Source organism: Spiroplasma phoeniceum P40 (assembly GCF_003339775.1).
GTDB lineage: Bacteria > Bacillota_I > Bacilli_A > Mycoplasmatales > Mycoplasmataceae > Spiroplasma > Spiroplasma phoeniceum.
On the sequence record NZ_CP031088.1, the window covers coordinates 334,736 to 348,292 of the forward strand.

Annotated in this window: 30 protein-coding genes and 2 pseudogenes; 12 read left to right on the forward strand and 20 right to left on the reverse strand. The window is 23.3% G+C overall.

Annotation, left to right across the window (positions count from 1 at the left end; all coding sequences use genetic code 4):
- Complete coding sequence (locus SDAV_RS13885; RefSeq protein ID WP_281268794.1) at positions 1-129, reverse strand: hypothetical protein; 129 nt, start codon at positions 127-129, stop codon at positions 1-3.
- A 936-nt stretch (positions 130-1,065) separates the two neighbouring features.
- On the opposite strand from SDAV_RS13885, the gene SDAV_RS02200 reads away from it, so the two are divergent.
- From SDAV_RS02200 to SDAV_RS02240, 12 genes are all read left to right on the forward strand, one after another.
- Positions 1,066-1,278 (forward strand): hypothetical protein, encoded by a 213-nt coding sequence (locus SDAV_RS02200; protein ID WP_114564366.1) that lies wholly within the window; start codon positions 1,066-1,068, stop codon positions 1,276-1,278.
- On the forward strand, positions 1,257-1,415 hold the full coding sequence (locus tag SDAV_RS11770; protein WP_186823440.1) for a hypothetical protein: 159 nt from the start codon (positions 1,257-1,259) through the stop codon (positions 1,413-1,415). Before SDAV_RS02200 ends, SDAV_RS11770 begins: the two co-directional genes overlap by 22 nt.
- Positions 1,416-1,420: 5 nt before the next feature.
- Positions 1,421-1,612 carry a hypothetical protein gene (locus tag SDAV_RS02205; protein ID WP_105298360.1) on the forward strand — a complete coding sequence of 64 codons (192 nt, stop codon included), beginning with the start codon at positions 1,421-1,423 and terminating at the stop codon, positions 1,610-1,612.
- Between the two features lies 1 nt (position 1,613).
- A complete protein-coding gene (locus tag SDAV_RS02210; protein ID WP_114564367.1) occupies positions 1,614-1,811 on the forward strand; it encodes a hypothetical protein in 198 nt (65 codons plus the stop codon).
- 14 nt (positions 1,812-1,825) lie between these two features.
- Complete coding sequence (locus SDAV_RS13890) at positions 1,826-1,951, forward strand: hypothetical protein (RefSeq protein ID WP_257785667.1); 126 nt, start codon at positions 1,826-1,828, stop codon at positions 1,949-1,951.
- 1 nt (position 1,952) lies between these two features.
- Positions 1,953-2,411: a pentapeptide repeat-containing protein gene (locus SDAV_RS02215; RefSeq protein ID WP_222611577.1), complete on the forward strand. Its 459-nt coding sequence runs from the start codon at positions 1,953-1,955 to the stop codon at positions 2,409-2,411.
- Positions 2,411-2,548, forward strand: coding sequence for a hypothetical protein (locus SDAV_RS11775; protein WP_186823441.1), 138 nt, complete (start codon positions 2,411-2,413; stop codon positions 2,546-2,548). Before SDAV_RS02215 ends, SDAV_RS11775 begins: the two co-directional genes overlap by 1 nt.
- 5 nt (positions 2,549-2,553) lie before the next feature.
- Positions 2,554-2,787: a hypothetical protein gene (locus tag SDAV_RS02220; RefSeq protein ID WP_114564369.1), complete on the forward strand. Its 234-nt coding sequence runs from the start codon at positions 2,554-2,556 to the stop codon at positions 2,785-2,787.
- A 58-nt stretch (positions 2,788-2,845) separates the two neighbouring features.
- On the forward strand, positions 2,846-3,130 hold the full coding sequence (locus tag SDAV_RS02225) for a hypothetical protein (protein ID WP_114564370.1): 285 nt from the start codon (positions 2,846-2,848) through the stop codon (positions 3,128-3,130).
- Positions 3,130-3,399: a hypothetical protein gene (locus tag SDAV_RS02230; RefSeq protein WP_114564371.1), complete on the forward strand. Its 270-nt coding sequence runs from the start codon at positions 3,130-3,132 to the stop codon at positions 3,397-3,399. The genes SDAV_RS02225 and SDAV_RS02230 overlap by 1 nt, the downstream gene beginning before the upstream one ends.
- Complete coding sequence (locus SDAV_RS02235) at positions 3,399-3,824, forward strand: hypothetical protein (protein ID WP_114564372.1); 426 nt, start codon at positions 3,399-3,401, stop codon at positions 3,822-3,824. The genes SDAV_RS02230 and SDAV_RS02235 overlap by 1 nt, the downstream gene beginning before the upstream one ends.
- A gap of 82 nt (positions 3,825-3,906) precedes the next feature.
- A complete protein-coding gene (locus SDAV_RS02240; RefSeq protein WP_114564373.1) occupies positions 3,907-4,140 on the forward strand; it encodes a hypothetical protein in 234 nt (77 codons plus the stop codon).
- Positions 4,141-4,217: 77 nt separating this feature from the next.
- Here the strand turns inward: SDAV_RS02240 and SDAV_RS02245 are convergent.
- The 19 genes and pseudogenes from SDAV_RS02245 to SDAV_RS02335 all read right to left on the reverse strand — a co-directional run.
- Positions 4,218-4,599, reverse strand: a pseudogene (locus SDAV_RS02245) (spiroplasma phage ORF1-like family protein); the annotation flags it as partial.
- A gap of 11 nt (positions 4,600-4,610) precedes the next feature.
- Entirely contained in the window at positions 4,611-4,847 is a 237-nt protein-coding gene (locus tag SDAV_RS02250; RefSeq protein WP_015967964.1) for a hypothetical protein, read from the reverse strand.
- Positions 4,847-5,230, reverse strand: coding sequence for a hypothetical protein (locus SDAV_RS02255; protein ID WP_114564374.1), 384 nt, complete (start codon positions 5,228-5,230; stop codon positions 4,847-4,849). The genes SDAV_RS02250 and SDAV_RS02255 overlap by 1 nt, the downstream gene beginning before the upstream one ends.
- Positions 5,223-6,239: pseudogene (locus SDAV_RS02260) on the reverse strand (hypothetical protein). The gene SDAV_RS02255 and the pseudogene SDAV_RS02260 overlap by 8 nt, the downstream one beginning before the upstream one ends.
- A complete protein-coding gene (locus tag SDAV_RS02265) occupies positions 6,239-6,442 on the reverse strand; it encodes a DUF2649 family protein (RefSeq protein WP_114564375.1) in 204 nt (67 codons plus the stop codon). The pseudogene SDAV_RS02260 and the gene SDAV_RS02265 overlap by 1 nt, the downstream one beginning before the upstream one ends.
- 123 nt (positions 6,443-6,565) lie before the next feature.
- Positions 6,566-7,015, reverse strand: a complete 450-nt coding sequence (locus tag SDAV_RS02270; protein WP_114564376.1) for a DUF3627 domain-containing protein — start codon at positions 7,013-7,015, stop codon at positions 6,566-6,568.
- Positions 7,016-7,793: 778 nt separating this feature from the next.
- Positions 7,794-7,922, reverse strand: a complete 129-nt coding sequence (locus tag SDAV_RS13895) for a hypothetical protein (protein ID WP_281268828.1) — start codon at positions 7,920-7,922, stop codon at positions 7,794-7,796.
- Positions 7,922-8,071: a hypothetical protein gene (locus tag SDAV_RS02285; RefSeq protein ID WP_105298620.1), complete on the reverse strand. Its 150-nt coding sequence runs from the start codon at positions 8,069-8,071 to the stop codon at positions 7,922-7,924. Before SDAV_RS02285 ends, SDAV_RS13895 begins: the two co-directional genes overlap by 1 nt.
- A 122-nt stretch (positions 8,072-8,193) precedes the next feature.
- On the reverse strand, positions 8,194-8,439 hold the full coding sequence (locus SDAV_RS02290) for a hypothetical protein (protein WP_114564377.1): 246 nt from the start codon (positions 8,437-8,439) through the stop codon (positions 8,194-8,196).
- A gap of 312 nt (positions 8,440-8,751) precedes the next feature.
- Positions 8,752-9,057: a hypothetical protein gene (locus SDAV_RS02295; protein WP_114564378.1), complete on the reverse strand. Its 306-nt coding sequence runs from the start codon at positions 9,055-9,057 to the stop codon at positions 8,752-8,754.
- 165 nt (positions 9,058-9,222) lie between these two features.
- Entirely contained in the window at positions 9,223-9,756 is a 534-nt protein-coding gene (locus SDAV_RS02300) for a serpin family protein (RefSeq protein ID WP_114564379.1), read from the reverse strand.
- 170 nt (positions 9,757-9,926) lie between these two features.
- Entirely contained in the window at positions 9,927-10,106 is a 180-nt protein-coding gene (locus SDAV_RS02305; RefSeq protein ID WP_114564380.1) for a hypothetical protein, read from the reverse strand.
- 17 nt (positions 10,107-10,123) lie between these two features.
- Positions 10,124-11,236, reverse strand: coding sequence for a DNA cytosine methyltransferase (locus tag SDAV_RS02310; RefSeq protein ID WP_114564381.1), 1,113 nt, complete (start codon positions 11,234-11,236; stop codon positions 10,124-10,126).
- 12 nt (positions 11,237-11,248) lie between these two features.
- Positions 11,249-11,626 (reverse strand): HNH endonuclease, encoded by a 378-nt coding sequence (locus SDAV_RS02315; protein WP_114564382.1) that lies wholly within the window; start codon positions 11,624-11,626, stop codon positions 11,249-11,251.
- Positions 11,607-11,885 (reverse strand): recombinase RecT, encoded by a 279-nt coding sequence (locus tag SDAV_RS02320; RefSeq protein WP_114564383.1) that lies wholly within the window; start codon positions 11,883-11,885, stop codon positions 11,607-11,609. Before SDAV_RS02320 ends, SDAV_RS02315 begins: the two co-directional genes overlap by 20 nt.
- Positions 11,886-12,011: 126 nt before the next feature.
- The gene (locus SDAV_RS02325) at positions 12,012-12,209 is read right to left on the reverse strand and encodes a hypothetical protein (protein WP_114564384.1); all 198 of its coding nucleotides are present in this window, start codon (positions 12,207-12,209) and stop codon (positions 12,012-12,014) included.
- A 7-nt stretch (positions 12,210-12,216) separates the two neighbouring features.
- Positions 12,217-12,720, reverse strand: a complete 504-nt coding sequence (locus SDAV_RS02330; RefSeq protein WP_186823442.1) for a hypothetical protein — start codon at positions 12,718-12,720, stop codon at positions 12,217-12,219.
- 63 nt (positions 12,721-12,783) lie between these two features.
- On the reverse strand, positions 12,784-12,957 hold the full coding sequence (locus SDAV_RS11780; RefSeq protein ID WP_186823443.1) for a hypothetical protein: 174 nt from the start codon (positions 12,955-12,957) through the stop codon (positions 12,784-12,786).
- 57 nt (positions 12,958-13,014) lie between these two features.
- Positions 13,015-13,557 (reverse strand): recombinase RecT, encoded by a 543-nt coding sequence (locus tag SDAV_RS02335; RefSeq protein ID WP_114564386.1) that lies wholly within the window; start codon positions 13,555-13,557, stop codon positions 13,015-13,017.

Consider the following 13,557-nt stretch of genomic DNA (forward strand, 5'->3'; position numbering starts at 1 on the left):
CTAATTTTGTTTTCCTAATGCTCAATGTTCATCAGTAATTTCATTGTGTGTAGGGATATATTTATTTTGTTTATCACATTTAAAGCAATAACCTCAATATCTTTTTTTAAGACAATATTTCTTTTTCATATTTACCTCCTGATTATTAATTTTGGTAATTGTTGGTATATTAACTACAATGTTCTACAATTTGTAGTTGTTTGTATAGTTAAGACGCCATATAATTACATTTCTTCATCCGCACCATTTCAGGTCAAAGCGTTCAGTTTTTAAAATAAATTCACTCGCACCTTGAAGAACCTAATGCTAATCGCAAATTTATTTATAAAGTGACCATCTCTATTTTTATTGTGGTTTGATGTTGACCTCGCACTTATCACCACTATCGCTTATTAAAGCGTCTATTATTTCCAGACTGATTACTGTTGGGTTAGACCACCAAAATATCTATTAAATTGTTAGATTGTTTTTCAAATAAAAAAACAACCCTTTAACAAGAGTTGCTTTTTTCCTACTTCATCCTTTATTCTACATTCCAGTTTTTATTAGTACTTTTATTTTAAATTGATATTGATGTTTATTTATTGGTTTTGTTGGTCATTTATTAGTTGATTTATCATTATGAGGTTTTACACTAGGATCATTATGTTGAAATTTAGAAACTGGTTTATTAGCAATTTTATTAAGGATTATTTATTTAATAAAATGTCATAATTTCTGAAAAATTATCCTACTATTATTAATAAATTTAATAATTTATTTTCCAATTGATTTTATACTTTTTTGATTAAATCTTGGAATTTTAAATATAGAACAAATAATAATCGGAGTTTTAATTGTAAACACAATATGCTTACCAACTTTTTATTTATTAAGTATCAAAATAATAAAAAAATAACCAAGGAAATTTAAGGAGGTAAATATGAAAAAGAAATATTGTCTTAAAAAAAGATATTGAGGTTATTGCTTTAAATGTGATAAACAAAATAAATATATTATTACACACAATGAAATTACTGATGAACATTGAGCATTAAAATAAAAAGAATTAGGAGGAATTATTATATGAAATGTCAAAGAATTAATTGTAATAATAAAAATGCTTATTTTGGAAATAATTATATTGAAAAAATTGGTTATAAATTAGAGTGAAATTTAGGTTATAAAAAAGAAATTTTATTATGTAAAGAACATTGATTACAAACTTATCAATTAGAAAATTTAAGTGTAAATAAAAAATTAGGAGGAATTAAATTATGAATAAAAGATACTTATTAATAATTAAAAATGAATATTTATCTACTTATGCTTATTACACAGTAGAAGAAGCAAAAGTACGAGAAAAAATTGAAAATAATAATTATGGCTTATCAACGGCAATTATTGATTTAAAAGATATTGAATGAAAAAGGTAAATAATATGGAAAAAATAAAAAGAAATATTGCTAAATTATTAATTTCAATAAATGATGGTGAATTTGATGGATATGGGCAAAATACTATGAAGCAAATGATTTATGCTGAATTAGAAAAAATTTTTAATCAAATTAATAAAGAAAGTTTTTTAAAATGCGAAATATACAAAGAATTACAAATAAAGGAGAATAAATAATATGAAAAAATATGTTGCTAAAAAAGATATTAATAATTATTTAGATAAAAAATTAGAAGAAGCAAAATTTAAAACCACTCAAGCTGATTTAGATAATATTTGAGAAATAAGTGATAAAGATATTAAAAAAGCAATGGAAGAAGTTATAAATAATCCCTTTTGAAATCAACTATTTAAGAATTTATCAAAAAATGATTAAAGGAGATAAATAACATGAATTTAAAAGATTTATTAAATGAAATGTTTGATAACTATCCAGATTGCTATAAAGATTATGGTTTGGCTATTATGGATCGTTATGAAATTGAAATTGAAAATAAAAAATTGGAGGAATTATAAAATGAAAACATTACAAAATTTAATTAAAGATTTAACAGGAGTTACTGTTGAAAATTGAAAAATAAGAGAATATTTAAGAATTGAAGTATTAGATTTACAAGATGCTTTTTTAAATTGCCCTAATTTAACTCGTACTGTTTTAGCTGGTGCTGATTTACGAGGTGCTAATTTAAAAGAAGCTGATTTAACTTGTGCTGATTTACAAGGTGCTAATTTACATTGGGTTAATTTAAAAGATGCTGATTTACGAAGTGCTAATTTAAAAAAAGCTGATTTAGAGGGTGCTAATTTATATTGGGTTAATTTAAAAGGTGCTAATTTATGATGTGCTTATTTATCTGGTGCTGATTTGTCTTTTGCTAAATTACAAGGTGCTGATTTACGATGGGCTGATTTAAAAGATATTAAAATCACAAAACAACAATTAGACCAATTAACTGTTATTGAAGAGGATAAATAATGGAAAAAAGAAAGTATTGTGAAGATTGTCAAGAAGACGGATTAAATATTCCTTATGATGAAAAAAATGATATTTGATTACCAGATAAAATTTGAGTTTTAAAGAATAACACAAAATATGATAAATTGGAGGAATAAATAGAATGGCTAATACAAGTTGTGGATTTAATTTTAGTGGTTATTATGAATATTTAAGAAAACATTATAAGAAATGCAGTTGTAATTTTAAAGAATATACAAATACAGATCAAATTATTTGTAAATATAATGAAACATCAACAGGAGAATTTGTTAATCAAACTAATTGATGTCAAATATGCAAAGGATGAGTACACCATAATCGTTATTGAGCATTAAAGAAAAAATTTCAAAGCTAAATTGCATTATGTATGTGCTAGTTGCCTTATTTCATATTGCTAGTGAGGAGGATGAATAATGAATATAACAGAATCAATTAAATTTGACAAACTAAAAGAAGAAAATGAAGCACTTAAAGAACAATTAGAAATGGCACATTATTTTAATCAAAATTTAGGTAAAGAACTTGATGAATTAAAACAACAAATATTATATAAAGAAGATTTTAAAAAATTTGCTCATTGTATGAATTGTGGAGATGATTATTTTTTTAATCGGTGCTTAACTTGTGGTTGAAAAAAAATAATTGATTTAAAAGATAATTCTAAATATGACAAATTACCTAGTAAGGAGAATAAATAATGGAAAAATATTGTGATTGCTCATTTTGTATACTTAAAGCAGAAAATGGTCTACTTGAACACAAAATTGAAGAATTTGAAGCAGAATATGGTGTACTTGAAGCACAAAATAATGCACTTAAAGCAGAAATTGATGTACTTGAAACAGAACTTGCTGAGTTAAAACAACAACAATTATATAAAGAAGATTTTAACGAAACGATTTTTGATTCATATATTTTAAAATATAATTCTAAATATAACAAATTACCTAGTAAGGAGGAAAAATAATGGATGTAATAAAAAGCGAAAATCAAATAAATCAAATTATTAAAACAAATAAAGATTTAGATGATTTTAAAAATAAAGATGAATTTATTATATCAACATTAAAAAAATGTGTGGCAAATAATTTACTATTTTTAAAAAATATTGATAATGATTTAAAAAATTTGAATAATTTAATTAAAAATATTAACAATTTTCAAGTTAATAACAAAAGTGATGCAGATTATGGTACTGAATTAAAAATATTATTAAAATCTACAATTAAAAAAATAATAACTCCAATTGTTAATAATCGATCAGAACTTAAAATAATTGATAGTTTGTATAGATACATTACTAAATCTTTTGAAAAATTAGAAACAGATGTTATTCAAATTGAAATATTGACTAAACAAATTAATTGAATGAATGCGGCTGAAAATGTATAATGTACGATGAAGCGGCAAAAAAGCAACTCTTGTTAAAGGGTTGTTTTTTTATTTGAAATAAAACAACTCCTAAAAGGAGGTAATGATAATTAAACAACAAAAAATATGTGATGTTAATGATTGTTATAAATTATCATCATTCATCAACGAAGAATTTGTATCAAATAAAGTTTTATGAACTTGTAAAAAACATAGAAATTTATTGAATAAAGTAAAAGATAAAACACAAAAGCAATTTTATCAAAAACTAGAAAATTCAAAAATTATCTTTGATTATGAAACTGGTTTTTTAAAACTTTGATTTTATAAAACTTAATGCAGAGTGGGACGGTTATTTTATAAATAACTAAGTGCTTCCATAAGAACATGAGTATTAACTCATTCCCACTACCGATTTTTTAAACTATGTCATTGTCGATAATAATTCAAAAATACTTCATTAGGTTTATCATAAACAACTCCGGTTGAATAACTATCTTGTAAAAAATATAAATACCATTTATCATTAACATTTATCATTAAACAATAAATTTTTTGATGTTTTTAAAGTTGGATTAATAAAATAATTTGTTTCCGACCAATTTTCAAAAAAACTACTGCGTAAAAACATTGTATTAATAAAATCAGTTTCATTAATACCTTTACCAGTACTATTTTGTTTAAGCATATAATGCTCCTCATTTAAGGGTCTAAACGCCGTTAAAGTAATAAATGGAATAACCAAACCCAAAAAACTTAAAATAAATATGGCAAATAAAGATAACGATTTTTTCATAAACTCAACTCCTAACTATACAATGTTTTTGAAACAATAAACCCAACAATATATAAACTTGATATCGTTAACATTAACGGATGACTAAACAAAACTGCCATTCTACCAAATAATCAAATCAACCAAGTATCAGAATTATATAAATCCATAATAATATTTTTTGCTGATGTAAATTGATTAATAATAACAGTAATAAAACCAGTTCCAAATATCGCAATCGCCGCCACCAATAAAACTAATTTAATCATTACTTAACACCTCTTTTAACTTTTGCTTGTTGTCTAACATTTTGACGTTTAATTTCTCGTTTAACTTGTTGCTTATTACTATTCTGATAAACATTTTTACCAAAATTAATACCTTTTCGTACAGTTGACGAATATACTTGCGAAACACCATTATTAACTGTTGAACCTAAATTATTATATTGTGTTGATGTCCCGTGAATTGCATAAATCGATAACTTAATAACCATAAAAAAGATTAAAAAATAAGCAATTGAAGTATTTGTCATCGGTAATTTTGTATTTCAAATTACATCAAAAATAAACAAAAATATATCAAAAACAAAACTAAAAATCTTGTCTCAATTACTATTATTATTATTATTTTCAACTAATAAATTAATCATCTTTACTATTTCCTTTCTCTTTTTTAGGTTTTAAATTCTTTTTCAAAATATCAATATCAAATAACTACAATCGTTCTTTAACGCTTAATTTTGTGATTTCTGACCAATAATATTCTTTTTTATTAACAATTTCATCATTTTTTAAATCACGCACAAACTTTAACCATTGACTATCATACTTATTAGCGAATTCAAGGGGAATAATTATTTTAAAAAACCGAATTCCTAACCCAACATCCGACTTATGTTTTACTCTTTTACCTTCTGCTGTTCGTTCTACTGATTTTGTTTTTCAAATTTCATAATCCGTTATATCTTGAAAAATACCAATTCGCATAATAAAGAAACGATTAAAAAAAAAATTAAATCCTTTTTTAGCAACGGGTTTTTTCAATGAAATTGGAATAATAATTCCACTTGCTAACTGGCGAATATTATTTCAAATCATACCCTCACGCTGAGCAGTAAACAACGCACGATGTCCAAAATGCCTCACTAAAACAATTCACGGTATTTTACCACTATGAACTTTTTTCTCATCATGAGGACTAGTTGCATCAATATACAAATAACTTTCATCAAATAAAATAACACTATCATCGGGTGGGACTGGTTTTGTTCGATCGGTAAAATCTAAATTTTTAAATGTTAAAACTTTAACCTTATCATCTTCTAACGGATAATTACTATAAATTTCATCTGTCAATAATTTCATAGTTTGCGACAAATAAGTTAAAAGTAATGTTTTACCAGTTCCTAACTTACCAATAATTACCGATAACGGATTATCTCAAACAAAATTCACTAACCGAAAAGCATTTAACTGATAAAAAATATTTTTTCACAATCATCACACAAAATAAACACATTGCAAAGCAAATAATATTCAAAATACTAAACCAACACAATACAAAGAAATTATCCAAAGTAATAAATCAATTAAACTAAACAAAAGCATTGAACCACTAATATAACAACAATTTTTAAAGAAAAATATAAATTTTTTCATTATTTAAAATACCCAACTATTTTAAAAACCACTCACAAGAAAAACCAAGTTAAAAACAAAATCACAATTCAAACACCAACCATTAAAGTTAAATATTCATTTTGCGTTAAATTCCACATTGTAATACTTTCAACATTCGTTTTATCTATAAACAAAAAGACATGAATGAAAAACTCTTTTAATTTAATTCAATCATTTTGCATTTTTAAAAACTCCACATTTTTTGAATAAGTTTAAAAAACATTCCAAATAACATATAAAAACTCAGGGGCATTTGAACCACTAATATAAATAACAAATTGAACTCAATAATCATATAAACTCATTTAATTTAAACTTTCTAAATCATTAATTAATTCTTGTTCTTTTTCAACACTTCAATTTGTTAAATTATTATTGTTATTATTTGCTTTTACTTTTTTAGGTTCACTTAAAAATAAAGCTTTTTTCATTTTAGTAAAATAATTTTGTTTATATTGATTATATAAATTGATTAATTCTGTTCCAGTTAAATATTTTCAAATATTTTGCTTTAAATTTTCATCATATTTTACAATAGGGTAAGAATTATCATAAATCAAACCGATTGCTACTTGTTCCGAATGTTTTTCACTCGAATAAATAAACTTATTACTCAACCAAAAACCAATATGGAGATTATGATTAGGCAAATTTATAAAACTTGCTTTATATGTCTTAAAAAAGATAAATTCCTTACTAATAAAATAATTTTCTATATTCTGATTTTTCTTAACAAAATTACTCAAATTTATCATCTCCTCGTCTTACTGGTCTTAACATTGTGCCTTTTCCTAATACTCCATTATTAATAATTTCATAACGGTAATAATTGCTTCTTAAATACTGTAACTCTAAATTCCTTAACTTGTATTATATGACCTATAATCAATAATAATAAAAAGGAAACAGAAGCTATTAAACAGAAAAAGGAAATTAAAATATAAATAATATCTCCTACATTTAAAGACCAAATTATAACAACAATAGAAAAACCAGAACAAATGAAAATTAAAAAATAACAAAAACCAAAACACAAATTGAAAAAAATAAAATCTCTCTTTATTTTTTTATATTCCTTAGTTGTTTTAAATTTCATATCCATAATATTAATCTCCTAACTAAATATTTGTTTAATAAACAATGTTATAAATAATGTTTATATAATGTTTTTTAATTGTAATAAACATTGTTAAATATAAAAATAATAAAAATTGGTACACTGAAAATAACTATTAAGAACTTTAATAGTAAATATAATAAGTTCATTTTTCTATTTAATAAATTCATTTTTTACAAATGTGATACCATTTATGATAATCAAAAAATAGATGGTATCACCAATTAAAACAATTATTTCACTAAAACTTCCTAGTGTGCCTTAACTAAGATATATAATCGATTATAATAAATATTAAAATCCTTTAACCATAACACGGAAAAAGTTTAAGATTTTAATAATACAAAATATAGCAAATGGAATTAATATAATTCACGCTTCACCTAAGAAAACCATTATCTCAGGTAAAATATTTGTTATACCTTCTTAACTTTTCATAATGCACTAGATAAACCAGTTCAAATACCAGTCATACCCTCAGTCATAGTTTTAGGTGTAGGTGCTGTTAAAAAATTAAACGCTGTTGTTAAATACATACCTAGCATTATTTATTACTCTCCTTTCTTTCAATTTCTTTTTTTTCTTTTTTCTTTCCTCGAATTTGTTTAATTTTTTGATAAATTGATAAACCAAAATAAAGAAAAATTGCTAATACAATAACAACACTAAATATTGTCGTTAATCAAGTTGGCATAATACATCTCCTTTCTAAAAACTAAAAAATTGAAATTTGCAAACTCGCTCCGCTCGTTGTCGCTTCGCTCCATTAAAAACACTACTGAATAAATTATTCCGCGTAATTTATTAGCGGATAATTTATTCAGTAGTGTTTTTAATTTCAATATCTTTTGCAATCTTATTAACAGTATTAATAACAATATCTTTTCCATACTTTTTCACTAGGAACCGCAAAATAAAATATTGCTTTGTTTGCATAATTTCAACTCCTCAATTAAAAATATTAAAAAAATTTACTTTCCAAAACTGTAAAAAACAAAAATACAAAATGTATGTGGTTTCTACATCTTCTGTATTGTCAAATGTTATAAATCTAAATGCCATTTTTTTGCCCTCTTTTATAAATATTTTTTTTCTAATTTGTTGAATGTTTTATCTCATGTACTATTTAATGCGTTATTAGCAATCATTTTTTTATTCATTGTTTCTTCAATGTTGTTAAAATTATTATTTAGATTGTTGTTTAGTTTTGTGTGTGGTTTTAAGTCTTCTCAATATTTTTGATTTTCTTTTATATTGTAAATTGTGTTATTTTGTAATTGATAGGTAAATAATTCAATATCATAGCTTCATTCTTCGTTTTTAATATCTTCTCATGATAAATTACTTTCATTTAATAATTCGTTTGTTAGTGTTTTAATTTCATTCTTTTTTTGTTCTTAAATTAATATTAAAAATAATTTTTTTAATTGAATTTCCACTGGTTGCTTGTAATTCATATTCTGTATCTTCTTCAATTTCAATAATTCGCCCATAAATTAATATATATGTTTGATTAAAAACAGCTTTATTTCCAAGATTTCTTTTTATTAACTTTTTTTCTTTGTTTAAAAAAATAATATTTTTATCTTTAACAAAAAAACTGGCAAAAAAATCTTGAATAATTCCATCATCACACGCTTCTACGTTACAATTAGGAAATGTTTTTAAAACTATTGCCATAATTTAACCACCTTATTATTTTCATTATTATCTAACATAAAAAAACACCAGCCTTAACAATAATAATTAACCCCATCATTTATTGTCGTCGTGATGATACCGTCATTAAAATTATTTGTCAAATAAAAAAAACAACAAATTAATTTGTTGTTTTTAAAAAAATATTTATTGAAAAAAAATTTTTTTAATTTCTCCATTAATATTTAAAATAATAATAAGACTCTTGCTAGTAGTCATTATTATAGGATTATCAAAAATATTTTTAATTGAATTTAAAAAATTATTATAAAATCTTGTAACATATAATTCATTTTTTATATCTATTTTTGTTATAAATTCTTTTACTTCATCTTCATTATTACCTGCTTCATTTAATATTGTAACTATATGATCTACTACTTGAATAATTTTAATAGCAGGATCGGGAGTTTCATTAAAAATTTTTTTTATATCTTTAATTGATTTATTTGAAAAATAAATCACTCATGGTTCAAAAATAAAATTACCTTCAGGGTCATGGAATAAAGTATCTTTAAATACTTTATCTTCTCCTTCATTTATTTGATCATTAATACCTTGATTTCTTCTATTTGAAGATTCAGGAATATTATTACTATTATTTGGCATCATTGCCATTAATGGTGTTATTCCAGTAGTTAATAATGTAAATGAACTTAATAATCCTAAAATTTTTTTCATGTATATCATTCCTTTCTTTTATAAAAATAGAAATAATAGAATTATTTTCTTTATTATTTCAATAAATTTAAAAAGAATTGATGTAATAATAAAATTTGACACAATAATTTACAGAAACACAAGGAATTAAAAATTTTGTGTTTATACGATATAAAATTATATTTCTATTTTTATAAATTAATCTTATCATATTTATTTTTTATACATTTAACATGTCTATAATAAAGTAATTTATTTTCATTTTGACTAATTTTTATTAATCCTGCTTGGGTAAAAATAATTGGAATTTCTTTATTACAAACAGAACAAATTTTATTATAATATCCTATTATTATTTTATAACTATTCATTTTTTTCACTTCCTTTGTTAATTTTTCTTTTCTGTTTTAAACATTTTTATAAAAATCTTTTCTAATACATCAATCACAATGCTATTACCAGCTTGTTTATAAAGTTGTGTTTCTGAAACAACTTTGTTTGCTTTATCAAAATCTTTATTACTAAACCCCATTAATAATCAACATTCACAAGGTGTTAATATTCTTAAAAAGTATTCTTTTTCATCAATTAAAAAAGATAATATTTTATTAGTATATTGATTTTGTATTTTATTATCAATCATAATTTTATTGACATTACTTGCCGCGATTGTTCCCATATAATTATTTTCTGTTTTTCAAAACCGATTATATGATCCATTAATTAGCAAACCATCTTTTGCTCGTGGTAAAACAATAAAATTACCATAATCCTTAATTGTTGGAATTGCAATAATTCCTGCGTTTCCTCATCGCATTTGTTTTGTTGTAATTGTATAAGCACATTGTTGAATGATTTTAAGTTTATTGTTTTCAATTGCTTTTTTCATTGATTCTTGTCTAATAAAATATTTTTCATTTACATTATTTTCTAAAATATCTTTTACTAAAAATTTTAAATTACAAGGTTGGGGATATTGAAATTTAAAATCTTGCTTTAATGTTGATATCATAAACAATCTTTTTCTATTTTGGGGAATTCCACAATCCTTGGCATTCATTGTAAAATATTGATTATGATATCGTAATTTATTAAGTTGATTTTGTAGATTTTGAAATCCAACAAAAAACTTTTTACTTAATAAATTTGGCACATTTTCCATTAAAAGATATTGAGGTTTTATTGGCATTGTTTTTATTAAATCAACAACTTTGTAAGCTAAACCACTTCGCTTACCATTTAATCCTTGCCCCTTATTTTTGGCGTTTGATATGTCTTGACATAAAAATGATCAAGTTATTAAATCGGCATACGGTAAAGTTTCTAATTTGGTAATATCACCTAAATTTGGTGTGTCATAATCATTAAAAATTGCTCGATATGATTTTTCAGCATATTTATCATTATCACAAATAGCAACTATCTTATAGTTAATTTCAATATTTTCTAATGCTTTTCTTTGACTTCCAATCCCGGCAAATAATTCTATTACTTTAATCATAATAACCTCTTTTTATTCTTCTTTATCGATTATTTTTACTTTGCCAGTTTTTTCGTCAATTATGACATTATTGCGATAACCTTTTTCGGTTTTGTGTTCTTTATTGTGGCATTTCATACATAATAGTTCTAAATTTTTTCAGGCAAAAAGTTTATCAATGTTTCAATTAATAAAATCTTGATCGGTAATATATTCTTTGTGATGAACAATAACACCATTAACTATATATCCCTTTTGATAACATCGTTCACATATTCCCATTTTGCTATTAAAATAATCGTTTCTTATTTTTACTCATTTTTTATTGCGATAAAATTTATGTCTAATTGGACGATTTTTATCATAATTTTTTCAATTATTTTTTATTTTCTTAATCAGAAAACATTTCATCAACAGTTTTAGCAATTTCTTCATCATCATTTATTTCATTAATGCTAAATTCTTGTTCTAAATTTAGATTTAATTCATCTTTTTTGTTATTTAATTCAATAACATTGTTATCTTCTTTATTTTTTATGTTAGGATTATCACTAAACTCTTTGCTGTTATTAATAATTATTGCTTGATTATGTTGATAGGCTTCTTGCATTTCAACCGACATAATACCTCATTTTCTTAAAAGTTGGGTTAATACTGTTTTAAGTGCCATTCCCTTATAACTTCCAGCCGTAAATTTTCCGTAAGTTTGATAATTATTAGCAATACCAGTTATATATTCACCAAGGGGGTTTTACAATGGCGATTACCTTGTTCTGAACGATAACATAAAATATAATTATTCATTTTTATTATTTCCTTTATTATTTACAATATAGTAATTGATAAAGTATTCTACTTTTTCAGAAAAAGTATAGTTTTGTGGTAAATTATTTCATATTTTTTCTTGTTCTTGATCCAAATACAAATTAACTGTTTTTCGAATAAAGCTAGAATAATATATTTTCCGTTTTTGATTATATTTATCTTTTTTCATAAAATTATTAAATCCTTTCATAATTAGCAATAATAATTGCATCGCGGAAATGATTACTTATTTTTTCATTATTATAAAATCAACCTTTACCATATTGATAAGTTAAATTAGTATCTTTATCATATTTTCATAAACAACTATAATTATATTTACTTAAATTTTCCATATTTTTAACAACTGATTTAGTATATTTTGGTGATATAAAATAAGGACAGAATGAAAAACTAAGTCCTCCAATAAGATTAAATTTATTTTCAATTTCAATAGCACCTAATACTCTTAATAAATCATCTCTATCTTTTGAACCATTAGCATTTGTTGGTAAACAATTTTCAATATATATTTTACATTCTTGTTGTTCTCCTATATATTCCAAGATTTTTAATACATGTATTGTTCATTCTTTGCTTATTATTTCTGTTTTATCTACTAATTTGTTATTTATATAACAAACAATACCAGTAGTACCAGTACCTGATGGGTCAATACCTATTTTTATCAAGTTGGTCACTCCTCATCATTATTAACTGCTGGTACTACATTTGAGATATCTTCTTCTTTAACTACATTATCGTTAGTGTCCGCTATTTCTGTATAAGATGGGGTATTTATTATTTGATAAGGGTTCATCGCTAATTTGCCCTTTATTTTTGGCGACATCAATATCTTTAAATGAAATATATTCAAAATTACCATCTTCTTTAATTTCTTTTTCATCTAAATCAATATCAGATATATCAATTCCCATTTCTAATGCTAATTTACGATATAATTTTGCTTAAACCATTTCTTTTGGTCATTTATTTTAAGGTGAATATTCACTATTACCACTAGGACTACTATTTTTTAAACGATCAATATCTGCTTTTCTTAATAAAATACCTTGATAATTTCCATTTTTATCTTTTGCAAAAGCATAAGCACCAATAATTTCATTATAATAACTAGTATTTGCATTAAAATTAATTTCATGTATTTTAGGACAAGAATTTATAGCATCTCATTCAAACTTTTCACCTTTAAATATAATTGCTTTTCTTGGACTATACCCTACTTCTTCAATTCTTTTACAATAAACTTTACTATCAATAACAATAGTTAATTTATTTTTAAATGGAATAATATTAAAATCTTTACCAAAAATTAACCCTTTATTACTTAATTTAATAATTCCTAATGCTGTTATTTTTGCATTATCAGCAGTATTAACTAATTGCATATAATTTTGTCCATTTTTCATTTTTAATTCTTCAAGTGCTAAAATATTTTCTTTTACATATTTATCATTAACTTTTAATTCATATTTAATAATTGCACCTTTAATATATTGTTGTAATTCATTTGTCAT